Below are 22,158 nucleotides of genomic sequence, written 5' to 3' on the forward strand. Positions count from 1 at the left end.
AGCGGATGGAAAAGGCGCCCATCGAGGATGGGCGCCGGGGCATTATTTGCCGCTGTACAGATTCAGGTCGCCAAAGTGTTTCTTTTGAATCTCGGCGTATTTGCCGTCGTCGTGTAACGCTTTGATACCTTTATCCAAAAGTGCCTTCAGCTCAGTGTTACCTTTCTTGATACCGACAGCTGTTTTGGCTGGCAGCAATTCGCTGTCGACCGGCTGGCTGATTTCATACTCGGCGCCTTTTGGCGACTTCAGGAAGCCCAGTTCGGCTTGCAGCATGTCCTGGATACCGGCGTCGAGACGGCCAGAGGTCAGGTCGGAATACACCTGATCCTGGTTCTGATAGGCCTGGGTTTTCACGCCAGCCTTGTCCAGCACGGCTTTGGCGTAGGCTTCCTGAATGGTGCCTTGCTCGTAACCGACGGTTTTGCCCTTGAGCGAAGCGACGTCGGCGGTGATGCCGGAGCCTTTCTTGAACACGTAAGCGGTCGGGCCGGAAAACAGTTCGCTGGAGAAATCGATGACCTTCTCGCGGGCCGGGGTCACGGTCATCGACGAGATCACACCGTCGAATTTGTTGGCCTTGAGGCCCGGAATCATGCCGTCGAAATCGCTTTCGACCCACTTGCACTTGACCTTCAGTTCGGCGCAGATCGCGTTACCCAGATCGATATCGAACCCGACCAGGCTGCCATCGGCCGCTTTCGACTCGAACGGTGCGTACGAAGGGTCAACGCCAAAGCGCAGCTCTTTGTATTCCTTGGCCAGCGCGGAGCCGGCGGAAATGCACAACGCCAGTGCAGAAAGGGTCAGCAATGCTTTTTTCATTATTCAATCCCTAAGAACCAATATGAGCGCTTGTGGCGCAGAATTATTGTTACTGCAACGCTTACGACCTATAGAAAGTAGCAATTTCCGAACCAGAGTGCCGAACAGGTGTTTTAAAAAGGTTGTAGCACAGGGGCAGGAGAGAATTTAGTGCGTCGGCGTGAATGCCTGAAAATTTCTGCACCGTTTTGGCGCCCGCATGACCCATCGTTCCCACGCGGAGCGCGGGAACGATCATCGCCGGCTCGGGAAATGAGTCAGGCCAACAGGTCCTGCAGGGTAGCGAGGCTGTCTGCTTCCTCGACGGTCTTGTCCTTGCGCCAGCGCAGCATACGCGGGAAACGCACGGCGATGCCGCTCTTGTGCCGACGCGACAGGGCGATGCCCTCGAAACCCAGTTCGAACACCAGACTCGGTTTCACGCTGCTCACCGGGCCGAATTTTTCCACTGTGGTTTTGCGCACGATGCTGTCGACCTGGCGCATCTCTTCATCGGTCAACCCCGAATACGCCTTGGCAAACGGCACCAGCGAGCGCTGGCTGGATTCCGGCGGGCCGTCCCACACGGCGAAGGTGTAATCGCTGTACAGACTGGCGCGGCGGCCGTGTCCACGCTGGGCATAAATCAGTACCGCGTCGACGCTGAACGGGTCGACTTTCCACTTCCACCACACGCCCATGTCCTTGGTGCGGCCGACGCCATACAGCGAATCGCGGGCCTTGAGCATCATGCCTTCAACGCCGAGTTTGCGTGACGCTTCGCGCTGACGGCCAAGGTCGAGCCAGTCTTCGCCGGTCAATACCGGGGAGGGCAGCAGTACCGGGCTGTTGCAGCGCGCGATCACCTCTTCGAGTTGCGCACGGCGCTTGATCTGCGGCTGGTTGCGCCAGTCTTCGCCCTGCCATTCCAGCACGTCGTAGGCCAGCACCACCACTGGCACTTCTTCGAGAATCTTCTTGTCGAGCGTCTTGCGACCGATGCGTTGTTGCAGCAGGGCGAACGGTTGCACGGCCGGCGGCTCGTCGGATTGCGGATCGAAGGCATCTTCGGTGGTTGGATGGGTGCTCTTCCACACGACGATTTCGCCGTCGATCACCGTGCCGTCGGGCAAGCCGTGGACCAGCACATCGAACTCGGGGAAGCGCTCCGTGACCAATTCCTCGCCGCGCGACCACACCCACAGCTTGCCGTCGCGTTTGACCACTTGCGCGCGGATGCCATCCCACTTCCATTCCACCTGCCAGTCGCTGGCCGGGCCGAGCAGGGCTTCGAATTCCTCCACCGGTTGCGACAAAGCGTGGGCGAGAAAAAACGGGTAGGGCTGACCACCGCGCTGGGCGTGTTCGTCGGCGGATTCCGGGGCGATCAGTTTCAGATAGCTGGCGGCGTTCGGCCGGTTCGACAGATCGGTGTAACCGACCAGACGCTGCGCCACGCGCTTGCTGTCGAGCCCGGCCATGGAGGCGAGGGCGCGGGTGACCAGCAACTTCGACACGCCGACGCGGAAACTGCCGGTGATCAGCTTGATGCACAGCATCAGGCTCGGCCGATCCAGTTGCGCCCACAACATCGGCAGTTGGCGCGCCAGATACTCCGGCGTTTCGCCGCGCAATGGCAGCAGCTTGTCTTCGATCCATTCAGCAAGACCGGCCTCGGAGCTGTGGGCATTTTCCGGTAGCACCAAAGAAATGGTCTCCGCCAGATCGCCTACGGCCTGATAGCTTTCTTCAAACAACCACGGCTCCAGTCCTGAGACTTCGACCGCCAACTCGCGCAGGATGCGCACTGGCACCAGTTGCCGAGGCCGGCCACCGGACAGGAAATACACCGCCCATGCGGCATCTTCTGGCGCGGCCTGCGCGAAGTAAGCCTGCATCGCCGCCAGCTTGGCGTTGCTCGACGTGGTGGCGTCGAGTTCGGCATATAACTCGGCGAAGGCTTTCATGGGGAGGTCTCGGCAACGGTGGGTTCAGAGGCGATGTTGTCGTCTTCGTCATCGCCGTATTCAGTGGTGAAGCCTTGCGCGTCGAGGCCTTGCTCGCGCAAATGGCGCACGAGCACGCCGATCGAACCGTGGGTAACCATCACCCGTTCCGCGCCGGTCTGGTTGATCGCCCACAGCAGGCCGGGCCAGTCGGCGTGATCGGAGAGGACGAAGCCGCGATCGACGCCGCGCCGCCGCCGCGTCCCCCGCAGACGCATCCAGCCACTGGCGAAGGCATCGCTGAAATCGCCGAAACGGCGCATCCACGTGCTGCCGCCCGCCGACGGCGGAGCAATGACCAGCGCCTGGCGCATGATCGGATCGCTTTTTTTCACGTCGCCCGCATAGATCGTCGGCGGCAGGTACACACCGGCATCGCGGTAGACGCGGTTCAGCGGTTCGACCGCGCCGTGGCTGAGGATCGGCCCGAGGGTTTCGTCGATGCCGTGGAGAATCCGCTGGGCCTTGCCAAAGGAATAGCAGAACAACACGCTGGCCTTGCCGGCGGCGATGTTGGCCGCCCACCACTGATTGATCTCGGCGAAGATCTGCGCCTGCGGCTGCCAGCGATAGATCGGCAGGCCGAAGGTCGATTCGGTGATGAACGTGTGGCAGCGCACCGGTTCGAACGGCGTGCAGGTGCCATCCGGCTCGACCTTGTAATCGCCTGACGCGACCCAGACTTCGCCGCCGTATTCCAGGCGCACCTGCGCCGAACCAAGGACATGCCCGGCTGGGTGAAAACTCAAGGTCACACCGTGATGGGTCAGGCGCTGGCCGTAATCGAGGGTTTGCAACTGGATATCCTGACCGAGGCGCGCGCGCAGAATCCCGGCGCTGGCACTGCTCGACAGGTAGTGCTGATTACCGGTGCGCGCGTGATCGCCATGGGCATGGGTGATCACCGAACGTTCCACCGGCCGCCACGGATCAATATAGAAATCCCCGGCGGGGCAGTAGAGACCTTCAGGTCGGGCGATAACAAGATCCATGTCATGACCGCAATGGGGGGCTTGTTAACTATGAGGCGGGCGTGAAGCTGGAAGTTCGATCGACTTTTAAGGGCGATGCAACGCAAATGTGGGAGCGCGCCTGCTCGCGAAAGCGGTTTACCGGACACATCAATTCTGACTGTGCCTCCGTCTTCGCGAGCAGGCTCGCTCCCACAGGGGAACTGCGTTTACTTGCCGGGTGTGAGGGTCAAGCGGGCCTTGCCATACACCCGATCAAAGTTCTGCGGCTGCATCGGCAGGCCGATGTACTGACCCTTGAGCCACGCATCGATCCCGTTCAGGTAGTTCGGACTCAGTGGATTGCCCGACTGCCCCGTACCGTTCTGCGCCATCAGTGGTTCGCTCTGGCCGAAGTCGACGATAAAGCGCATCGACGGCGCGCGCGTGGTGACCAAGTCCTGGCCCCAGGCAAACGCCGAGGTGTTCAGGGTAGTGTGATCGCCGCCGGCCGGCAACGGCCCGCGAACGGTCTGGCCGCCGCTGTTTTTCCATGCATAGCTGTGGAGTTTGCCCCACTGCCAGGCGCGGTGATCGCCGCCTAACTGGCTGTCGCCCGTGGTAATCGCAGCAGCGAGGCTGCGGGCGAGAATCAGCGCTTTGTCTTCTTTCTGCGGTGTGCGCAGGTCATCCCAGAACGGACTGTCCTCACGCCCCAAGAGATGATCGGCCTGCGCCGCGTAGGACAGATCGCCATTGCCGACAAAGGCCTTCCACGCCTGGCTCGACTCAGGACCCAGTTCATCGAGGAAGATCTGCTTCATGCTTTCCTGCAAAAACAGTTCGTAGATTGCCGCATCCGCCGAGGTCGGGCTAAGCTTGCCGTCGAACGCCATCAAGCGCGTGAAGGCTTCGCGGGCCTTGCTGCGCTCGGCTTCCGGCAGGGCGTCGATCGCCTGTTTCAGCGGTTGCTTCATGCCCGGCGCTTCGAAGACTTTTTTCAGCTTGGCGGCGAAGGTGGTGGTCTGGTCGTACTGCATGGCGATCACGCTGCGGCTGTCGTGCTTACCGCCACCGGCCATTTCCGCCAGGCGTTCGCCGCGCTCCGGTGCCGCCCAGGATTTCGACAGCTGCATGCCGTAGCCGTCGGGGATGACGCGTTGGTTGGCGGTGCCGAGCCAGCCTTGTGCCGGGTCCTGATCGTAGGGGTGCAGCATCGGGTCGGCGTAACCGTCCCAGTCGTAGCGTCCGTCCCAGCCCGGCGAGGGCAGCAGACCTTCGCCTTCGCGACGGTTGGGGAAGCGCCCGGTGACTTGCCAGCCGATATTACTTGCGTCGGCGAATACCAGATTCAGGGTAATAGCGCGGATTTCGCGGCTGGCGTCCGAGGCCCGCTCGACGTTTTGCGCACGGGTCAGATCGAAGAAGGCATCCAGCGTTTTGTCGTCAGTGAAGCTTGGCGTCTGCAACGCGAGGCCGAAACCGCTGCCTTGCGCCGCTGCCTGAGCACTGTTGAGCAGCGCGCCGTGGCGGGTTTCGTACACGGCTTCGCGAATCGGCCGCTGGCCTTTGACGAAGTAGGTCTCGTTGCGCACGCCCAGCGGCTGCCATTTGCCATTGACTTCATAAGTGAGGCTGCTGCCCTGACGGCGGATTTTCTCGAGGAACAGATCCTGGTTATCGCCGAGCACGCTGGTCATGCTCCACGCCACTTTGCCGTTGAAACCACCGAGAACCATCGGCAGACCGGCAATCGTGACCCCAGCCGCCTGATATTTCGGCGCGCGAATCTGCACGAAACTCCATAGCGACGGTGCGGCCAGCGGCCCGTGCGCATCGCTGGCCAGCAGGCTTTTGCCGCTACGGCTGCGTTGCGGGGCAATCGCCCAGTTGTTCGCAGTCGGCGTGGCGAGCAGGTTCAGCGACGACAGTTGCTGGCTGGCGTTGCTCAATTCCGTCAGCCCCGGAATCTGCCCGTTGAGCTTGAGGCCTTGCAGCTTGTCGGCTTCAGCCACTGGCAGGTTTTCATCGGGTGCTGACGGGCTCAGCCAGGCGAGTTTGTCAGTGGTCACGGTTTGCGCGAGCACCAGCGACTGGATTTCCTCCGGCAGGTTGGCCGACTGGCTGAAATTCAGCAGGGCAAAAATCAGCGCCGAATCTTCCGGTTTCCAGTATTCCGGCTTGTAACCGCTGGCGGCGAGGTCGCCCGGCAACTTGTCGGCGTAGCGGAACAGGTAGGCGTTGACGCCCCGTGCGTAGACTTCGAAGAAGCGCTTGAGCCGTGGCGACGAGGCTTTGTACAGCTCGCCGGCGCTTTTCTTCAGATTGACCGCGCGCATGTAGCGGTCGGCATCGAGCATCGAAGCGCCGGACATTTCCGCCAGCCGGCCCTGGGCCAACAGGCGCAGGGTGACCATCTGGTTGATGCGGTCGCTGGCGTGGACGTAACCGAGACTGAACAGCGCGTCATGGAAGCTGTTGCTCTCGATCAGCGGCATGCCCATCGCATTGCTTCGCACCGAAACGTTTTGCGCCAGGCCCTTGAGCGGTTGCACGCCGGAGGTCGGCGCCAGGCTGTCCTGAGCGTTCCAGGTCTGGCAACCGGACAAGCCGAGGACACCGGCCACTGCTGCGGCAACGCCGAACCGGGGAAGAAAATGTGTAAGGGCTGGCGAGGCCATGGCGAAGCTCCTGCGGGGGTATAAGGCTGGGGGCGCAATAAAGCCGCTACGTTAGTGACGGCGCGAGGGCCGCGCAAGCGGGGCGAGCGGTTATTTATGCAGTTGTCGGCTGATCGGTCAGAGGCGTGACAGTTGCCTGTGGGAAAGCGCTGATGTTGAACTACGGAATAAGTCTCGATACCTGTCAGGAGAAAGATCGCTATGGAGCTTCAGAGCAACGCTGCGCTGATCATCATCGACCAGCAGAAAGGCATTTTGCATCCGCGTCTGGGGCGGCGGAATAATCTTCAGGCCGAAGAGAGAATGCTTGAGTTATTGGCGCTGTGGCGGCGCAGCGGGCGCCCGGTGATTCACGTGCAGCACTTGTCGCGCTCGCCTGATTCGGTGTTCTGGCCCGAGCAGGACGGAGTGGAGTTTCAAGAGCGATTTGTTCCTCGGGACGGGGAATGGCTGATCAAGAAACAGGTGCCGGATGCGTTTTGTGCCAGTGGGCTGGAGGCGCAATTGCGTGAGGCTGGGATCGGGCAACTGATCATCGTTGGTGTGGCGACCAATAACTCTGTTGAGTCGACGGCGCGCACCGCAGGCAATTTGGGATTCGATACGTTTGTGGCTGATGATGCGTGCTTCACCTTCGACAAGGCCGATTATTTCGGCACACCGCGTACCGCTGAAGAGGTGCACGGGATGTCGCTGGGGAATCTTGATGGGGAGTATGCGACGGTGGTCAGTGCTGCCCTGATTCTGGCAGCCGACTGATAGACCTGTGGGAGCTGGCTTGCCAGCGATTGCGGTAAATCAGGCGACATCAATGCAGGATGTGCCGCCCCTCGCTGGCAAGCCAGCTCCCACAAGAGCTGCGCAGGTTCACAAAAATGTGATTACTGCAGATCAACTGTGGGAGCGAGCCTGCTCGCGAAAGCGGTGTGTCAGGCGAGGAAGATCTTCGCCAGTGCCATCAAGCGCCGTGGCACTTCTTGAATTTCTTGCCGTTGCCGCATGGGCAAGGGTCGTTGCGGCCGACGTCTTTCAGGGCGTTGCGCACCGGTTCCTGGTGGGCGTGGCCGCAGTTCGGGCCGTGGACATGGCCATGGTCGTGATCGTGATGGTGGTCATGATCGTGGTTGCAGTCAGGGCCATGGACATGGGGTTGCTGGGTCATCGAGGTCACTCCGGAGTTAGATCGGCGGGGATTATCACGCCATTGCGCTCAAGGTGCACGTAGTGGGCGATGAATAAACCGGTTTCCATTTCCCCCTGCAATCGATAGGGAATCTGCTGGTTCGGGTTTTTCAGCAGTTTCACCACCTGTTTGACCTTCGGCCAGAGGTTGGTGCGGATCGGCACTTTGAAGTAAGCGCTGCGCTTGGGCCCGACGGTAAACCAGTGCTCATGCTCGCCTTCGGTGAGCAGCATGTCGGCCAGGTGAATCCGGTATTCGAGGCCGCGCACGGTCAGGTCGCTGTCGTTGGGATTGTCGACGCGAAAGTGCAGGATGAATTTCTGCTCGAGCAGCTTGGCCCGCACCACCTCGACTTTCACCAGGTGCACGGCGGGCTCGACGCTGTCGTCGCTGAACCACGAGGCACAGCCGCCGAGGTTTACGATCAGCATTAACAGCAGAAAATGTAATGTGCGCCGGCGACCAAGCATGGTGTTACTCCCTTTGGTGCCAGTCTAGACCTAAAAAGATCGCAGCCTTCGGCAGCTCCTGCAGAATGGACGCAAATCCTGCGTAGGAGCTGCCGAAGGCTCGGGCCGCGATCGGACGATCTTTTGATCTTGGCTTTCAAGCGCCGAAATACCCCGAACAACACTTCTTGAACTTCTGCCCGCTGCCACACGGGCAGCCGTCATTGCGCCCCAGTTTCATCTGCACCGTCGGATCGATGAAGTACCAGCGCCCGGCGTTCTGCACGAATGAAGAGCGCTCGCGATGACTGTGCTCGCCCTGGCTGTCATGCCAGCGCGCAGTGAAGGACACAAAAGCGTGTTCCGGCTGGCCGCCGAACACTTCCGAGCTCTCGACCTCAAGGCCAAGCCAGGTGCTTTGTGCACTCCAGTCGCTGATCGATTGCCTGTTCAATCCCGCTTGTTGGGCGGGCAGGGTAGTCGCCACCAGATAGTCGACCAGCCCCAGCACATAAGCGCTGTAGCGCGAGCGCATCAAGGCTTCCGCACACGGAGCCGGGTGACCGTCATGATAAGGGCCGCAGCAGGCGTCCAGCAGATTGCCGCTGCCGCAAGGGCAAATGGCTGTACTCATTGCATTACCACCAGTATTTCCCGAAGTTTTCCGGATTGGCCCAGAAGCGTGAATTGAGCCAGTCGGGGACTTGTTTGTAGTCAAGCAGATCGTAGGTGAACAGGGTCAGCACCTGCTCGTCGCGCTGGAAGCGCTCGCTGGCCTGCAGGGCCAGCGAATAGAAATCGGTTTCCTGCCAGCCACTGGCCGCCAGATCCGCCAGCACCGCGATGCGGCTGGCGTTGAGATTGCGGATGCCGCCCAACAGATTCAGGCCATCGCGCTTGGGCAAATGTTCCAGGCAATCGACTACCAGTGCCAGATCGAAGCGTTGCGCGGCCAGTTCGGCGGGCAGTGCGCCGGGCGCGGCATGGGCGACCACGGTGTCTGGATGTGCGCCCTTGAAAGCGCTCAATGCGGGAAATTCGCTGGCGCCGATCAGCAGCAGTCGAGCCGGGGCGTAGCGATCCAGCAAAGCGGCCAACGCCTGTTGTGGCGTGCGCGAAGAAATGGCGACGTTCATCGAAGCTCCTCAGTCAGACCGCCAAGACTAGCCTGCCAGACTGCGTCGGCAAAGCGCCCGGTGGCGTCGTTTCCCCTATAAAGAGGCAAACCCCTGTGAACACGGTCGCAAACAGCGGTGGCCTATTGCTGGCGGAGATTAAAACTCCGGTCTTTACTCCCTGAATCGGTTTTAAGCCGATCCCTCAGGAGAAAACTAGATGAGCATAGTTCGGACAGCATTACCCTTGGTTCTGCTAACCAGTGTGTTGACTGGTTGTGCAGGTTTGCAGAAAACCGACTGGCCGACCTGTGCGGCGGTCGGCGGTGTGGTCGGTGCCGGTCTCGGCGCGACGGAAAGCGCATCGTGGGCTGGCTACGGTGCGCTGCTGGTCGGCGGTACGGCAGCGGCTTACTGCTGGGTGCATGGTGATGGCGATGAAGACGGCGATGGCGTGCCGGACAGTCGCGACAAGTGCCCGGGCACACCTAAAGGCGTGCAGGTCGATGCTGACGGTTGCCCGCCACCGACGCCTGCGCCAGTGGTCGAAGAAGCGGTTGTGGTCAAGGAAGAAACCATCGTCATTCGTGATGTGCATTTCGAATTCGACAAAGCCACGCTGACCGGCCCTGACAAGCAGGTGCTGGACAAGGTTGCCGATCGCCTGAAACAGGAATCCTCTACCGCGCAACTGACCGTGACCGGTCACACCGACAGTGTCGGCAGCGATGCCTACAACAAGAAACTGTCGGATCGTCGTGCGCATTCGGTGGTGGAATACCTGATCCAGCAGGGCGTGCCACGTGCCAGCTTCGTTTCGGTGTCGGGCCTTGGTGAAAGCCAGCCTGTCGCTGACAACAAGTCGGCCGATGGTCGTGCACAGAACCGTCGCACCGAAATCAAAATCGTCCGCTAGCCCCTCTCGCATCCGCGGCTTGTGCAGTCGCGGATGCGGGTCTTTACTCCTGTGTAACCGGTATGGGCCGGTACACAGGAGCGTTCACAAATGCGTGTTTTCTCAAGGTCCGTCTTGCCGGTGCTGCTGCTTGGCAGCTTGCTCACCGGTTGTGCCACTCACAGCGATGGCACCGCCCCTCTCAATCAACGTACGTGGCCGATCTGCAGCCTGCTGGGTGGCCTGGTCGGCGGCGGTCTTGGCGCCATCGAAAGCGCCGGCTGGGCCGGTGGCGGCGCGGCACTGGGTATCGTCACCGGCGGGCTGATCTGTTACGCCCAGGACGGCGACGAAGACAGCGACGGCGTGTTTGACCGCCGCGACCGCTGCCCGGACACGCCGGAAAACACCGAAGTCGATCACCGTGGCTGCCCGCTGCCGCAATATCCGGTGGCAGTAAAACCGGTCGAACCGGTGCCGCAAACCGAGGTGATTACCTTGAACGATGCCGGCAATGTGCTGTTCGATTTCGACAAATCCGATCTGACCCCGGCGGCAAAAGCCCAGCTCGATACCTTGATGGACAAACTGCGCAATGCTGATGTGGTCAGCATCAAAGTTATCGGGCACACCGACAGCAAAGGCTCCGACGCCTATAACCAGGCTTTGTCCGAGCGGCGCGCGAGCAGTGTCGCCGCGTACTTGCTGAGTCAAGGCCTGGCGCCGAACAAACTCACCAGCGAAGGCCGGGGGGAGAGTGAACCGGTGGCCGATAACGCCAGCGATGAAGGCCGCGCGGAAAATCGCCGGGTCGAACTGCATATCAATCGTTAGGAAGGGTCTGTAGTCCGCTGGCTAGAGCTGCCGGGCCGAAATCATCGGCCCGGCAGCCATTTCATCAGCGTTTGCACAAATTTCATTTTTCCCTCTGGCTTATCCCCCGCAGAAGCCGGTACTGTGCGTGCAAAGAATAATTCGCAACACGGGGGAGCGTATGAAGGTGTTCTGGGGGCTGGGGCGTTTGCTGACCCTGCTGTTCTGCTGCGTGGTACTGGCCAATCAGTTGGTGCCGTTTGTTCATCCGCTGCATCTGCTGGTCAATCTGGCCGGCGCTCTGTTGTTGCTGATTCATCTACTCGAAGTGCTGCTGTGCAACCGCAGCCTCAAGGGTCGTCCGCATCCCTGGCGTGATCGAGGCCGCATCCTGTTGTTCGGCGTTTTCCACCTGCAAACCATCCCGGCCCCGGCCGCTCCGGAGGCTTCTTCCCATGCGTAAACTCTGCCTGCTCGCTGCATTCATCAGTCCACTGGCCTGCGCCCAGGTGGTCAATGTGCAAAGCAATTCGCTGATGCGTTTGCCCAACACCACCAGCACGCTGCAACTGGAGAAGCTGGAGGTCGCCGATTACGGCACCTTGCTGATCCCGTCCAATGTGACCGAATTGAACATCGATGAATTGCGTCTGGGCCACGAAGCGCGCATCGCCATCGTTCCGGCTGAACAAGCGCTGGAAGTGAAGGTCAAGCGCGCTGAGTTGAGCGAGGGCAGCCAGATCACTGCACGCGGCGCCCCCGGCACTTACGAAAAAGCGGCCCGGGCCGGGCGCAATCTGAATCTGCAATTCCAGGCCCTGAGCGCGCCGCAACTGACGGTCGATGCCCGTGGTGGCAGGGGTGCGCCAGGTTTTGTCGGCCTCGACGGCGGCAACGGTGAAGATCCGGGCTGCACCTACGGCTCGGCCGGCCACGGCGCCGATGGCAGTGACGGCAGCGATGGCCAGCCAGGCGCGCCGGGTGCGCTGGTGCGCCTCGCCGTGCCACGGGATTTCCCGGCCGAGCTGATCAAGGTCAACGTGGCTGGCGGTGCCGGCGGCCCGGCGGGTGTCGGTGGTAAGGCAGGGAAGGGCGGCAAGTCGAAGGGCTGCCTGGTGTACCGCGCTGACGGCGGCAAGAACGGCAAGGCCGGCGCGGATGGCCAGCCGGGGCCGGTGGGGGCGGCGGGTTCGGTTACCGTGCAACGTTTGTAAGAAGGCTGATCGTTCCCACGCTCGGCGTGGGAACGATCATCGTCAGAACATCGGCCGAGCCGCAGCCACCGCCACCAGCACCAACCCGACCAGCAGATTAAGCCCTACCACCCGCCGAATCCGCCCCAGCACCGCCGCACCCGCCGGCCAATCCTTCGCCTCAACCGCCTTGCGCAACTCCGGCAGCATCAGCCCTTGAATGCGGATGAACAGTGCCGTCATCACCACATACAAACCGATCATCACCTGCACATACTTCGGCGCGGTCTCGAAGCCGACCTGTTGCAGATGCAACATGCCCACGCCGCTGATCGGCAACAGGAGCACCGCGACCCAGACCCAACGGAAAAAACCTTGAAACACTTCCACCCACAGGGTCAGGCGAGCGGGGCCGTCAAGAGCCTTCACAGCCGCAGGGCGTAAGACCATCCAGGCGAAAAACATGCCGCCGACCCACACCAGAGCGGCAAGGACATGCAGGGGGTAAACGAGGCTAAAAGGTGTCATTCGGGCACTCCGTTCTGCGCGGGATCGATTAGCGGGGTATGATAGCCGCCGAATCAAACCACTGAAAATTTATCCAGCGTTTTGCGCCCGACACTCAATGATCAGCACTGAACTCAAAACCACGATCCAGGGCGCCTATTCGCGTTTTCTAGAGGCCAAGAGCCTCAAGCCGCGTTACGGCCAGCGCCTGATGATCGCCGAAATCGCCAAGGTCCTCGGGGATATCGACACCGACGACGAAGGCCGGCGCAGTGGCGACCCCGCGATTGTCGCGGTGGAAGCCGGCACCGGTACCGGCAAGACGGTGGCCTACAGCCTGGCGGCGATCCCCACGGCGAAATTGGCCGGCAAGCGTCTGGTGATCGCCACCGCGACCGTCGCCCTGCAAGAGCAGATTGTCTACAAGGACTTGCCTGACCTGATGCGCAACAGCGGGCTGAATTTCAGCTTCGCCCTGGCCAAGGGCCGTGGCCGCTACATGTGCCTGTCCAAGCTCGACATGCTGTTGCAGGAAGGCCACGCGCAAACCGCCACCGCGCAGTTGTTCGAAGAAGAAGGCTTCAAGATCGAAGTCGACGAGGCCAGTCAGAAGCTGTTCACCAGCATGATCGAAAAGCTCGCCGGCAATAAGTGGGACGGCGACCGCGACAGTTGGCCGAACGCGCTGGAAGACGCCGACTGGGCGCGCCTGACCACCGATCACAGCCAGTGCACCAACCGTCATTGCCCGAACTTCGGCCAGTGCGCCTTCTACAAGGCTCGCGAAGGCATGGGCAAGGTCGACGTGATCGTCACCAACCACGACATGGTCCTGGCGGATCTGGCGTTGGGCGGCGGCGCCGTGTTGCCCGACCCGCGCGACACCATTTACGTGTTCGACGAAGGCCACCACCTGCCGGACAAGGCCATCGGCCACTTCGCCCATTACACGCGCCTGCGTTCCACCGCCGACTGGCTGGAGACCACCGCGAAGAATCTGACCAAACTGCTCGCGCAACATCCGCTGCCGGGCGATCTTGGCAAGCTGATCGAGCAGGTGCCGGAGCTGGCGCGGGAGATCAAGACCCAGCAGCAGTTCATGTTCACCGCGTGCGAGCAGATCGCCGATTTCAAACCCGGCGAAGACGTCGAAGGCCGCGAACGTCCACGACATCGCTTTGTCGGCGGGGTGATTCCCGAGGACATGCGCGAGATGGGCATCGAGCTGAAAAAAGGCTATTCGCGCCTTAACGACCTGTTCCAGCGCCTGACCGACCTGCTCAAGGAAGGCATGGATGGCGAGGTCAATATCGGCATCGCCAGCAATCAGGCCGAAGAATGGTATCCGCTGTTCGGCAGCCTGTTGTCCCGCGCTTCCGGCAACTGGGAATTGTGGACCGCGTTCACCGCCGAAGACCCGGAAGACAGCCCGCCCATGGCACGCTGGCTGACCCTGGCCGAAAGCGGTTCGCTGTTCGACATCGAGGTCAACGCCAGCCCGATTCTGGCGGCGGAAACCTTGCGTCGCAGTTTGTGGAATGTCGCTTACGGCTGCCTGGTGACCTCGGCGACGCTGACGGCGCTGGGCACTTTCGATCGTTTCCGCATGCGCGCTGGGCTGCCGAAAAAGGCTGTCACAGCGGTGGTGCCGAGCCCGTTCCATCATGCCGATGCCGGCGTGTTGCGCGTGCCGGACCTGAAGGCCGACCCGCGCGATGCCGCTGCCCACACGGCGGCGATCATTCGCGAACTGCCGGATCTGGTCGAAGGTTCGCGCGGCACGCTGGTGTTGTTCTCTTCGCGCAAGCAGATGCAGGACGTGTTCGACGGTCTCGACCGCGACTGGCGCAAGCAAGTATTCATTCAGGGCAACCTGTCGAAGCAGGAAACTCTGAACAAGCACAAGGCGCGGGTCGATGGCGGTGATTCCAGCGTGCTGTTCGGGCTGGCCAGTTTTGCCGAAGGTGTCGATTTGCCGGGTGCCTACTGCGAGCACGTGGTGATCGCCAAGATTCCGTTCTCGGTGCCTGACGATCCGGTCGAAGCCGCGTTGTCGGAGTGGATCGAGGCGCGCGGCGGCAATCCGTTCATGGAAATCTCCGTGCCCGATGCCTCACTGAAACTGGTTCAGGCCTGCGGCCGATTGCTGCGCACCGAAGAAGACCGCGGCACCATCACCTTGCTCGACCGGCGTCTGGTCACTCAGCGCTACGGCAAGGCGATCCTCAATGCGTTGCCGCCTTTCCGTCGTGAAATATCCTGAGACACGGGTGGGCCGATTGGCCCACCGCGTTGTCTATCTCTCTGCCACCGCTGTTCCACTGGCCTTGACTGGTCGTTAGGGAGAACTCCGTTCTTATGATCCGCCGTTCGTTGCCCGCTGTTTTCGCCTTGATCTTTGCCGCGCCGTTGCTGGCGGCTCCTGCCGGTCAGCAGACGCTGTTCAACTTCGTGCGCCCGGCCGACGTGGTCAAGGTCGCTACGGAAAACGCCGACCTGCCGCAGGCCAATGCCGAACAGACCGCCGAAGGCGAAGTGCTGCGGCGGGTGACGTTCAACCCGGTCGCCCGGCCAACCTTGCGCCTGACCCCGCAGACCGGCGCCTGGGACTGGTCGCAGTCCGGCATGATGAGCTTGCGTCTGCAAAGTGCGATGAACTGGGCGGTGACGGTCTATGTGCAGATCCAGAGCAACGATGGCCGCACCCTGCTCAGCCGCGTCGATCTGCCGGCCGGCCCCGCGCAAACCTTGCTGGTGCCGCTGGTGGCTTCGACGCCGCTGAGCCAGGGCATGAAAGCCGGGCCGCCGATGCCAATGACTGTCGATGGCCAACGCATTCTGCTGGCCAGCAGCACCGGCGAGATTGATCGCAGCCAGGTGGTTTCGGTGAGTCTGTCGATGGATCAGCCGAAAGTTGCCCAGAGCCTGTTGCTCGAGCGGTTCGGCGTGCAGGACGGCGAATCGCTGACCCGCGCGGTGTACGGCAATCTGGTCGACGCCTACGGGCAGTCAACCCGGAGTAAATGGCCGGAAAAAGTCAGCAGCGACGAACAACTGAAAAGCGCCGCCAGCAAAGAGCAGCAACAGCTGAATACGTGGCTGGCCGCGCGTGAAAAGGCTTCGCTGGACAAGTTCGGCGGCTGGAACAAAGGCCCGGCCTTCAAGGCGAGCGGTTTCTTTCGCACGGAAAAACGCGATGGCCGCTGGTATCTGGTGACGCCTGAAGGCCACCCGTTCTACTCGCTGGGCGTCAACACGGTGAGCTCGCAAGTCAACCAGACCTACGTGGCTGGTCGTGAATATATGTTTGAATCGTTGCCGAAGAACGACGACCCGCTGGCCGCGCATTTCGGCGAGGGCGACAACCGTGGCGGCAACGGTGCCGATCAGGGCCGTGGCTACGGCAACGGCCGCTGGTACGACTTCTATGGCGCCAATCTGCAACGCCTGTACGGCGAACCGTGCAAGGCCGACAGCGACAACAAGGCCGGGATTGCCGAAGCGGCGAAGGCTGGGGCGGCTGAGGCCGATTCGGTGCAGGCGGCTGAGACTGCAGCGGTGCCTGTCGAGCCGAAATCCGGTATCGCCGAAGCGGCGCAGACTGACGCGGTGCAAGCGTCCAGCACGCAAACAGCTCCGTGCACAGCCAGGATTGATGAGGAGCGCTGGACCCGCCATACCCTTGATCGCCTGCAAGCCTGGGGTTTCAACACCGTTGGCAACTGGAGCGCGCCAGCGCTGGCGGACGCTGAACGCGTGCCGTACACCTTGCCGCTGTCGATCGTCGGCGATTACGCCAGTATCAGCACTGGCAGTGATTGGTGGGGCGGCATGCCGGATCCGTTCGATCCGCGTTTCGCCATGGCCACCGAGCGCGCCGTAGCCATTGCCGCCCGCGATCACCGTGATGATCCTTGGCTAATCGGTTATTACGCCGACAACGAACTGGCCTGGGCCGGCCCTGGCGACGATCCGAAGGCTCGCTACGCGTTGGCTTACGGCACGTTGAAAATGACCACCGACGTGCCGGCCAAACGCGCCTTTCTCAAGCAATTGCGCGACAAGTACCGCAATCAGGCCGGACTGTCCAAGGCCTGGGGCATCGAGTTGCCGGCATGGGAATTGATGGAAGACCCGGGGTTCGTGCCGCCGCTGCCGAACCCGGAACATCCGGAAATCGAGGCGGATTTCAGGTACTTCCAAAAGGTCTTCGCCGATACCTACTTCAAGACCATTTCCGATTCGCTGAAATGGCACGCGCCGAACCAGATGCTCCTTGGCGGTCGCTTCGCCATCAGTACCCCTGAAGCCGTGGCCTCCTGCGCGCAGTATTGCGATGTGTTGAGCTTCAACATGTACACGCTCAAGCCGCAGGACGGCTACGACTTCGCCGCGCTGGCGGCGCTGGACAAACCGGTGCTGATCACCGAATTCAACTTCGGCTCGGCCGACCGAGGTCCGTTCTGGGGCGGCGTGACGCAGCTGGCCAAGGAGGAAGATCGCGGTCCGGCCTATGCCAACTTCCTCAAACAGGCGCTGAGCGAACCGTCGATTGTCGGCGTGCACTGGTTCCAGTATCTCGACCAACCGGTGACCGGGCGTTTGCTCGACGGCGAAAACGGCCATTTCGGTCTGGTCGGGGTCACTGACCTGCCGTATCAGGGCTTTGTCGAGGCGGTGCGTAAAAGCAATTTGCAGGCGCTGGAACAGTTGGGCAAGGAGGCGCAGAAAACCCCGGCTGCCGAGGTTGAAGGCGGGCGCAAGGCCGAGGCTGGCAAAGCGGCGGAGGCTGCACAGGCGGGTGGGCATTCGGGCAATGGTCACTAGGTTTCAGACCGCGTAGTCGTTATTCGCGAGCAGGCTCGCTCCCACAGGGGATCTCCGCTGCTGTTGAGACCCAGTGTGGGAGCGAGCCTGCTCGCGAAGTGATCACCACAAATTGCCGATCAACCGTCTGGCCCGCGCCTGTTCCCAAATCCCTCAAGGGCTGGAACAATGCGGGCCACTTTGTAGAGCGTTTTCGCGGGGGAGTTGCGGGTGCAGATTCAGGGACATTACGAGCTTCAATTCGAAGCGGTGCGCGAGGCTTTCGCCGCACTGTTCGACGATCCCCAGGAGCGCGGCGCAGCCTTGTGCATCAAGGTCGGTGGAGAAACCGTCCTCGACCTCTGGTCCGGTACCGCCGACAAGGACGGCAGCGAAGCCTGGCAGAGCGACACCATCGCCAACCTGTTCTCCTGCACCAAGACCTTCACCGCCGTTACCGCGCTGCAACTGGTGGCTGAAGGCAAGTTGCAACTCGAGGCCCCGGTTGCCCGCTACTGGCCGGAATTCGCCGCCGCCGGCAAAGAATCCGTCACCCTGCGCCAATTGCTTTGCCATCAGGCCGGCTTGCCGGCGCTGCGCGAACTGCTCGCCCCAGAAGCCCTTTACGACTGGCAAACCATGGTCGACGCACTCGCGGCCGAAGCGCCATGGTGGACGCCGGGCACCGGCCACGGATATGCCGCGATCACCTACGGTTGGCTGGTCGGCGAATTGCTGCGCCGCGCCGACGGTCGTGGGCCGGGCGAGTCTATCGTCGCTCGGGTGGCCAAACCGTTGGGCCTGGATTTCCATGTGGGCCTGGCCGACGAAGAATTTCATCGGGTAGCGCACATCGCCCGTGGCAAGGGCAACGCCGGCGACGCTGCGGCCCAGCGCCTGCTGCAAGTGACCATGCGCGAACCGACGGCGATGACCACCCGCGCTTTTACCAATCCGCCGTCAGTGCTGACCAGCACCAACAAGCCGGAATGGCGACGCATGCAGCAACCGGCGGCCAACGGCCACGGCAATGCGCGCAGTCTCGCCGGGTTCTATGCCGGCCTGCTCGACGGCAGCCTGCTCGGGAGCGAGATGCTCGAAGAGCTGACCCGCGAGCACAGCCTCGGCGACGACAAGATCTTGCTCACGCGCACCCGGTTCGGCCTCGGCTGCATGCTCGATCAACCGGACGTGCCCAACGCCACCTATGGCCTCGGCCCGCGCGCGTTCGGCCATCCGGGAGCGGGCGGCTCGATCGGTTTTGCTGATCCTGAGCACGATGTGGCTTTCGGCTTCGTGACAAATACCCTGGGGCCTTACGTTTTGATGGATCCGCGCGCACAAAAGCTGGCGCGGGTGCTTGCCACTTGTCTGTAAAGCTTCAACAGAGGTTCCAGGGTCGGAACCTCGAAGGGATTTGCGTTTCAAAACGGCTGTTTATCCGGGCGAAAGTGCTCTGATTTTTCATTACTTCATTTTGTGGATTTTCAATGTCATCTAAAAAGACCCTCGCCCTGGCCCTGTGTGTAGCGATCACCGGTTGCGCACAGAACCCGAAAAACGATGCAGACGGTGGCAGTTGGTGGCCGTTCGGTTCTTCCGACAAAGTCGCGGCCAAAGATTCAGCCCCGGCCCCGGCTCCTTTGAAACCTGCGGCGACCGCGCCAGTGGCCAAAGCCGAAAGCAGCAACCCGTGGTACTGGCCGTTCGGTTCCAGCGATGAAGCAGTCAAGGCCGATCTGAAGGCCGAGGTCAAACCTGAAGCCAAACCGGTCGAAGTGGCCAAAGCCGAGGCGCAGTCCAATGGCAAATGGTGGTGGCCGTTCGGCGGCAAGGATCAGCCAACCGTCAAAGCCGTGCCGATGCCGGATCCGAAGGTGACTCAGGCCTGGCTCGACGACTATGAGCCGCGTCTGCGTGAGGCGGTGAAGGACAGCAACCTGCAACTCGAGCGTCGCGACAACGTGCTGGTGGTGACGGCGCCGGTTGAAGGTTCGTTCAACCCGGATCGCCCGGCGATGCTGCTGCCGGTCACCCTTGGCCCGTTCACTCGCGTGGCGAAAATCCTTGAAGCCGACCCGAAAACCGCCGTGCTGGTGCTCGGTCACAGCGACACCAGCGGTGCTGCGCCGGCCAACATCAAACTGAGCCAGGAGCGTGCACAATCGGTGGCGGCAATCTTCCGCCTCAGTGGTTTGCAGCGCGATCGCCTGATGTTGCGCGGCATGGGTTCCGAAGCGCCGCGTGCGGCCAATGACAGCGTTGAAGGCCGTGCCTTGAACCGTCGTGTCGAGCTGCTGGTGACGCCGCAAAACACCATGGTCGCGCTGCTGAGCAAATACAACATGCCAGCGCCGAAGCCGGTGACGATGGTTGCTGCGCAAGACGTCAAGCCAGTGGCCAAACCGGTTACTCCGGCGCCTGCCGCGAAAAAAGCCGCTGTGCCGGCGGCGAAAAAGGCGCCAGCCAAGAAAGCTGCCGCCAAGGCCCCAGCGAAGAAGGCTCCTGCCAAGACTCCGGCGAAAAAGACTGCGCCAGCCAAAGCCGCCGCGACCGACAAGAAAGTCGCCGCAGCCGACGCCGCAAAAAAGTGATCCGCTAACGAAAAGGAATCCGCCATGACCCAGGCTCTGGCCGATATGCGTCGCGACTACACCCGTGACGGTTTGACCGAGGCGCAAGCCCCGGCCGAGCCGTTTGCGCTGTTTCACCAGTGGTTCGCCGATGCGGTGAAAACCGAGCAGGCGCCGGTGGAAGCCAATGCCATGACCTTGGCCACGGTCGATGCCGACGGTCGTCCGCATTGCCGCATTTTGTTGCTCAAAGGCCTGGACGAGCAGGGCTTCACCTTCTTCACCAACTACGACAGCGCCAAGGGCCAGCATCTGGCGGCCAATCCGTTTGCCGCCATGACTTTCTTCTGGCCAACGCTGGAGCGTCAGGTGCGCGTCGAAGGGCGGGTAGTGAAGGTCACGCCGCAGGAGTCCGATGCTTATTACCAGGTGCGTCCTCTGGGCAGTCGTCTCGGCGCCTGGGCCTCACCGCAGAGCCGGGTCATCAACGGTCGTGGTGAACTGGAAGATCTGCTCAAAGCCACCGAGCAACGCTTCAGCGACACTCAGCCGCACTGCCCGGAACATTGGGGTGGTTACCGTTTGTTGCCCGAGCGCATCGAGTTCTGGCAGGGCCGTCCGAGCCGTCTGCACGATCGCCTCAACTACCGCCTCCAGGGCGCCGAGTGGATTCTGGAACGACTGGCACCCTGAGCAGTCTACCGAGCGAGATAAACGCGGATGGCGCAGGATCGCTGATTTGACGCTACCTTGAGTGGACGCTCGCGGGCATCTGTACCAGGCCTGAATGGAAGCCAATTTTATCCGGATGGTGTCGTGACAGGCGCCAGGCCACGGGGTTTAATGAACACATGTTCTTTTGGAGTTGATGCTATGCGTAAGTCTGTTCTGCTGGTTGCTTCCTTTTCGACGATGGCGATGTTGCTGACCGGCTGCCAATCGAGCCTCACCGGCGACTCCTACTCCCGTGACGAAGCGCGTCGCGTGCAGACGATTCGCATGGGCACCATCGAATCCCTGCGACCGGTAAAAATCGAAGGCACCAAGACCCCGATCGGCGGCGCAGCGGGCGCAGTGGTCGGCGGCGTCGGCGGTAGTGCCATCGGCGGCGGCAAGGGCAGCATCGTCGCTGCGGTCATCGGTGCAGTGGCTGGCGGCCTGCTTGGCTCGGCCACCGAAGAAGGCCTGACCCGCACCCAAGGCGTGGAAATCACCGTCCGCGAAGACGACGGCAGCATGCGTGCCTATGTGCAGCAGGTTCAGGAAAATGAAGTATTCCGCGTTGGCGAGCGGGTACGGATTTCCACCGTTGGCGGAACCAGCCGCGTTTCGCACTAAGCGGGAAGGCGGGTAAAAGAAACCCCGATCAGGTGACTGGTCGGGGTTTTTCTTTGTTTGTGAATTGCTCATTCAGTATGTGGCGCAGGTGCCCATGAAGTATTCGAGGCCCTTTGGAAAACTGACGTTGAGCAGGGTTTCCAATGCGGTTACCTGATCCTGAGTCAACAGCAGCTCGCCGGGTTCCACCTCATCCAAGGGCTTGGATTCAATGAGCTGAGCCACTTTTTCATTCATCTCGCTGCCTGTGATATCCAGCTCGAATTGCAAGGAGTCATCTTGGACTTCGTCAGGGAAAAAACCGGTAATTAAAAGAAAGTGCATGGAGCTAATACTTCCGGGGCTGTTAGCCGTAGTCAAACGAAATTTGATAGTCGTGAACTCTCAAATCGATTTGATGTTGAAAATACGGCTGAATGGTGGCGAGCCAATTTTGAGCGACGTTGAAACTGCCATTGTTGATGTTGTCCGCGGCGGGAATCCCCAAGGCGCTTAACACTGACTCGTCACCACCCAGGTCTTTTGACGACTCTTCCCCCTGAAACTCCAAGGCTGCTGTGTCGTACCATTCCAATCTCAGTTCCAGTCCCATCTACCATTGATCCCGGTAAACGAACGATACCTGATAGTCGTAAGAAGAAAATTGAATGGAATGCTGGAAGTGGGGCTGGAGAGTCTTGATCCAATCGGCTTTCACATCAAATCCGCCGTTATTGAAGCTCTTCGACGGTAGGCCTAATGCTTCCATTAATGAGCCGTCCTCGCCTAGGTCTTTCGACAGTTCCTCCCCTTCACCCAGTTCGGTTTGTTGGTCATACCATTCGAGTCTGGCTTTAAGTCCCATG

The 22,158-nt window shown here is 61.2% G+C and carries 23 protein-coding genes; 11 read left to right on the forward strand and 12 right to left on the reverse strand.

Annotation, left to right across the window (positions count from 1 at the left end; translation table 11 throughout):
- Window positions 1–42: 42 nt before the first annotated feature.
- The 4 genes from AB4N53_RS25715 to AB4N53_RS25730 all read right to left on the reverse strand — a co-directional run bounded on the left by AB4N53_RS25715 (window position 43) and on the right by AB4N53_RS25730 (window position 6,441).
- Window positions 43–825: a transporter substrate-binding domain-containing protein gene (locus AB4N53_RS25715; RefSeq protein ID WP_039762609.1), complete on the reverse strand. Its 783-nt coding sequence runs from the start codon at window positions 823–825 to the stop codon at window positions 43–45.
- A gap of 257 nt (window positions 826–1,082) precedes the next feature.
- Entirely contained in the window at window positions 1,083–2,771 is a 1,689-nt protein-coding gene (locus AB4N53_RS25720) for an ATP-dependent DNA ligase (RefSeq protein WP_460124631.1), read from the reverse strand.
- Entirely contained in the window at window positions 2,768–3,802 is a 1,035-nt protein-coding gene (locus tag AB4N53_RS25725; protein WP_122704997.1) for a ligase-associated DNA damage response exonuclease, read from the reverse strand. Before AB4N53_RS25725 ends, AB4N53_RS25720 begins: the two co-directional genes overlap by 4 nt.
- 188 nt (window positions 3,803–3,990) lie before the next feature.
- On the reverse strand, window positions 3,991–6,441 hold the full coding sequence (locus AB4N53_RS25730) for a penicillin acylase family protein (RefSeq protein WP_460124634.1): 2,451 nt from the start codon (window positions 6,439–6,441) through the stop codon (window positions 3,991–3,993).
- 201 nt (window positions 6,442–6,642) lie between these two features.
- Here AB4N53_RS25730 and AB4N53_RS25735 point away from each other — a divergent pair, with 201 nt between their 5' ends.
- Entirely contained in the window at window positions 6,643–7,200 is a 558-nt protein-coding gene (locus AB4N53_RS25735) for a cysteine hydrolase family protein (RefSeq protein WP_460124637.1), read from the forward strand.
- Window positions 7,201–7,399: 199 nt separating this feature from the next.
- On the opposite strand, the gene AB4N53_RS25740 is transcribed toward AB4N53_RS25735, so the two are convergent.
- The 4 genes from AB4N53_RS25740 to AB4N53_RS25755 all read right to left on the reverse strand — a co-directional run bounded on the left by AB4N53_RS25740 (window position 7,400) and on the right by AB4N53_RS25755 (window position 9,209).
- Window positions 7,400–7,603: an SEC-C metal-binding domain-containing protein gene (locus tag AB4N53_RS25740; RefSeq protein ID WP_003198420.1), complete on the reverse strand. Its 204-nt coding sequence runs from the start codon at window positions 7,601–7,603 to the stop codon at window positions 7,400–7,402.
- A gap of 5 nt (window positions 7,604–7,608) precedes the next feature.
- Window positions 7,609–8,094 (reverse strand): LEA/WHy family protein, encoded by a 486-nt coding sequence (locus AB4N53_RS25745; protein ID WP_024011906.1) that lies wholly within the window; start codon window positions 8,092–8,094, stop codon window positions 7,609–7,611.
- Window positions 8,095–8,230: 136 nt separating this feature from the next.
- A complete protein-coding gene (locus tag AB4N53_RS25750) occupies window positions 8,231–8,707 on the reverse strand; it encodes a YchJ family protein (RefSeq protein ID WP_460124640.1) in 477 nt (158 codons plus the stop codon).
- Window positions 8,708–8,711: 4 nt separating this feature from the next.
- Complete coding sequence (locus AB4N53_RS25755; RefSeq protein WP_460124643.1) at window positions 8,712–9,209, reverse strand: DUF6231 family protein; 498 nt, start codon at window positions 9,207–9,209, stop codon at window positions 8,712–8,714.
- A 199-nt stretch (window positions 9,210–9,408) separates the two neighbouring features.
- Between AB4N53_RS25755 and AB4N53_RS25760 the strand changes: the two genes are divergently transcribed.
- From AB4N53_RS25760 to AB4N53_RS25775, 4 genes are all read left to right on the forward strand, one after another.
- The gene (locus AB4N53_RS25760; RefSeq protein ID WP_024011908.1) at window positions 9,409–10,104 is read left to right on the forward strand and encodes an OmpA family protein; all 696 of its coding nucleotides are present in this window, start codon (window positions 9,409–9,411) and stop codon (window positions 10,102–10,104) included.
- A 90-nt stretch (window positions 10,105–10,194) separates the two neighbouring features.
- Window positions 10,195–10,917, forward strand: a complete 723-nt coding sequence (locus AB4N53_RS25765) for an OmpA family protein (RefSeq protein ID WP_460124646.1) — start codon at window positions 10,195–10,197, stop codon at window positions 10,915–10,917.
- Between the two features lie 160 nt (window positions 10,918–11,077).
- Window positions 11,078–11,359 (forward strand): DUF1145 domain-containing protein, encoded by a 282-nt coding sequence (locus tag AB4N53_RS25770; protein WP_016771375.1) that lies wholly within the window; start codon window positions 11,078–11,080, stop codon window positions 11,357–11,359.
- A complete protein-coding gene (locus AB4N53_RS25775) occupies window positions 11,352–12,110 on the forward strand; it encodes a collagen-like triple helix repeat-containing protein (RefSeq protein ID WP_073475903.1) in 759 nt (252 codons plus the stop codon). Before AB4N53_RS25770 ends, AB4N53_RS25775 begins: the two co-directional genes overlap by 8 nt.
- Window positions 12,111–12,152: 42 nt before the next feature.
- Here AB4N53_RS25775 and AB4N53_RS25780 read toward each other — a convergent pair whose 3' ends face one another.
- Window positions 12,153–12,617 carry a CopD family protein gene (locus tag AB4N53_RS25780; protein ID WP_460124649.1) on the reverse strand — a complete coding sequence of 155 codons (465 nt, stop codon included), beginning with the start codon at window positions 12,615–12,617 and terminating at the stop codon, window positions 12,153–12,155.
- Window positions 12,618–12,714: 97 nt separating this feature from the next.
- Between AB4N53_RS25780 and dinG the strand changes: the two genes are divergently transcribed.
- The 6 genes from dinG (at window position 12,715) to AB4N53_RS25810 (ending at window position 21,313) form a co-directional block, all read left to right on the forward strand.
- Window positions 12,715–14,859, forward strand: coding sequence for an ATP-dependent DNA helicase DinG (dinG, locus tag AB4N53_RS25785; protein WP_024011911.1), 2,145 nt, complete (start codon window positions 12,715–12,717; stop codon window positions 14,857–14,859).
- A 95-nt stretch (window positions 14,860–14,954) separates the two neighbouring features.
- A complete protein-coding gene (locus AB4N53_RS25790; RefSeq protein WP_460124652.1) occupies window positions 14,955–17,423 on the forward strand; it encodes a beta-galactosidase in 2,469 nt (822 codons plus the stop codon).
- A gap of 210 nt (window positions 17,424–17,633) precedes the next feature.
- The gene (locus tag AB4N53_RS25795) at window positions 17,634–18,779 is read left to right on the forward strand and encodes a serine hydrolase domain-containing protein (protein WP_460124655.1); all 1,146 of its coding nucleotides are present in this window, start codon (window positions 17,634–17,636) and stop codon (window positions 18,777–18,779) included.
- A 113-nt stretch (window positions 18,780–18,892) separates the two neighbouring features.
- A complete protein-coding gene (locus AB4N53_RS25800) occupies window positions 18,893–19,996 on the forward strand; it encodes an OmpA family protein (RefSeq protein WP_460124658.1) in 1,104 nt (367 codons plus the stop codon).
- Window positions 19,997–20,020: 24 nt separating this feature from the next.
- Window positions 20,021–20,668, forward strand: coding sequence for a pyridoxamine 5'-phosphate oxidase (gene pdxH / locus AB4N53_RS25805; RefSeq protein ID WP_460124661.1), 648 nt, complete (start codon window positions 20,021–20,023; stop codon window positions 20,666–20,668).
- A 180-nt stretch (window positions 20,669–20,848) separates the two neighbouring features.
- A complete protein-coding gene (locus AB4N53_RS25810; protein WP_016771369.1) occupies window positions 20,849–21,313 on the forward strand; it encodes an outer membrane lipoprotein in 465 nt (154 codons plus the stop codon).
- A gap of 72 nt (window positions 21,314–21,385) precedes the next feature.
- Here AB4N53_RS25810 and AB4N53_RS25815 read toward each other — a convergent pair whose 3' ends face one another.
- The 3 genes from AB4N53_RS25815 to AB4N53_RS25825 are packed head-to-tail and all read right to left on the reverse strand — an operon-like array spanning window position 21,386 to window position 22,157.
- Window positions 21,386–21,637, reverse strand: coding sequence for a pyocin S6 family toxin immunity protein (locus AB4N53_RS25815; RefSeq protein ID WP_460124664.1), 252 nt, complete (start codon window positions 21,635–21,637; stop codon window positions 21,386–21,388).
- 22 nt (window positions 21,638–21,659) lie between these two features.
- Window positions 21,660–21,905: a colicin E3-like toxin immunity protein gene (locus AB4N53_RS25820; protein WP_460124666.1), complete on the reverse strand. Its 246-nt coding sequence runs from the start codon at window positions 21,903–21,905 to the stop codon at window positions 21,660–21,662.
- The gene (locus tag AB4N53_RS25825; protein ID WP_434767940.1) at window positions 21,906–22,157 is read right to left on the reverse strand and encodes a colicin E3-like toxin immunity protein; all 252 of its coding nucleotides are present in this window, start codon (window positions 22,155–22,157) and stop codon (window positions 21,906–21,908) included.
- Window position 22,158: the final 1 nt, after the last annotated feature.

Source organism: Pseudomonas sp. H3_E04 (genome assembly GCF_054668915.1).

Coding starts and splice junctions, on each gene's coding strand:
- AB4N53_RS25755 (WP_460124643.1), bottom strand. CDS start 9,209: ATGAACGTCGCCATTTCTTCGCGCACGCCACAACAGGCGTTGGCCGCT.
- AB4N53_RS25765 (WP_460124646.1), top strand. CDS start 10,195: ATGCGTGTTTTCTCAAGGTCCGTCTTGCCGGTGCTGCTGCTTGGCAGC.
- AB4N53_RS25750 (WP_460124640.1), bottom strand. CDS start 8,707: ATGAGTACAGCCATTTGCCCTTGCGGCAGCGGCAATCTGCTGGACGCC.
- AB4N53_RS25740 (WP_003198420.1), bottom strand. CDS start 7,603: ATGACCCAGCAACCCCATGTCCATGGCCCTGACTGCAACCACGATCAT.
- AB4N53_RS25735 (WP_460124637.1), top strand. CDS start 6,643: ATGGAGCTTCAGAGCAACGCTGCGCTGATCATCATCGACCAGCAGAAA.
- AB4N53_RS25800 (WP_460124658.1), top strand. CDS start 18,893: ATGTCATCTAAAAAGACCCTCGCCCTGGCCCTGTGTGTAGCGATCACC.
- AB4N53_RS25780 (WP_460124649.1), bottom strand. CDS start 12,617: ATGACACCTTTTAGCCTCGTTTACCCCCTGCATGTCCTTGCCGCTCTG.
- AB4N53_RS25720 (WP_460124631.1), bottom strand. CDS start 2,771: ATGAAAGCCTTCGCCGAGTTATATGCCGAACTCGACGCCACCACGTCG.
- AB4N53_RS25770 (WP_016771375.1), top strand. CDS start 11,078: ATGAAGGTGTTCTGGGGGCTGGGGCGTTTGCTGACCCTGCTGTTCTGC.
- dinG (WP_024011911.1), top strand. CDS start 12,715: ATGATCAGCACTGAACTCAAAACCACGATCCAGGGCGCCTATTCGCGT.
- AB4N53_RS25825 (WP_434767940.1), bottom strand. CDS start 22,157: ATGGGACTTAAAGCCAGACTCGAATGGTATGACCAACAAACCGAACTG.
- AB4N53_RS25760 (WP_024011908.1), top strand. CDS start 9,409: ATGAGCATAGTTCGGACAGCATTACCCTTGGTTCTGCTAACCAGTGTG.
- AB4N53_RS25715 (WP_039762609.1), bottom strand. CDS start 825: ATGAAAAAAGCATTGCTGACCCTTTCTGCACTGGCGTTGTGCATTTCC.
- AB4N53_RS25820 (WP_460124666.1), bottom strand. CDS start 21,905: ATGGGACTGGAACTGAGATTGGAATGGTACGACACAGCAGCCTTGGAG.
- AB4N53_RS25745 (WP_024011906.1), bottom strand. CDS start 8,094: ATGCTTGGTCGCCGGCGCACATTACATTTTCTGCTGTTAATGCTGATC.
- AB4N53_RS25725 (WP_122704997.1), bottom strand. CDS start 3,802: ATGGATCTTGTTATCGCCCGACCTGAAGGTCTCTACTGCCCCGCCGGG.
- AB4N53_RS25775 (WP_073475903.1), top strand. CDS start 11,352: ATGCGTAAACTCTGCCTGCTCGCTGCATTCATCAGTCCACTGGCCTGC.
- AB4N53_RS25810 (WP_016771369.1), top strand. CDS start 20,849: ATGCGTAAGTCTGTTCTGCTGGTTGCTTCCTTTTCGACGATGGCGATG.
- AB4N53_RS25815 (WP_460124664.1), bottom strand. CDS start 21,637: ATGCACTTTCTTTTAATTACCGGTTTTTTCCCTGACGAAGTCCAAGAT.
- AB4N53_RS25730 (WP_460124634.1), bottom strand. CDS start 6,441: ATGGCCTCGCCAGCCCTTACACATTTTCTTCCCCGGTTCGGCGTTGCC.
- AB4N53_RS25790 (WP_460124652.1), top strand. CDS start 14,955: ATGATCCGCCGTTCGTTGCCCGCTGTTTTCGCCTTGATCTTTGCCGCG.
- pdxH (WP_460124661.1), top strand. CDS start 20,021: ATGACCCAGGCTCTGGCCGATATGCGTCGCGACTACACCCGTGACGGT.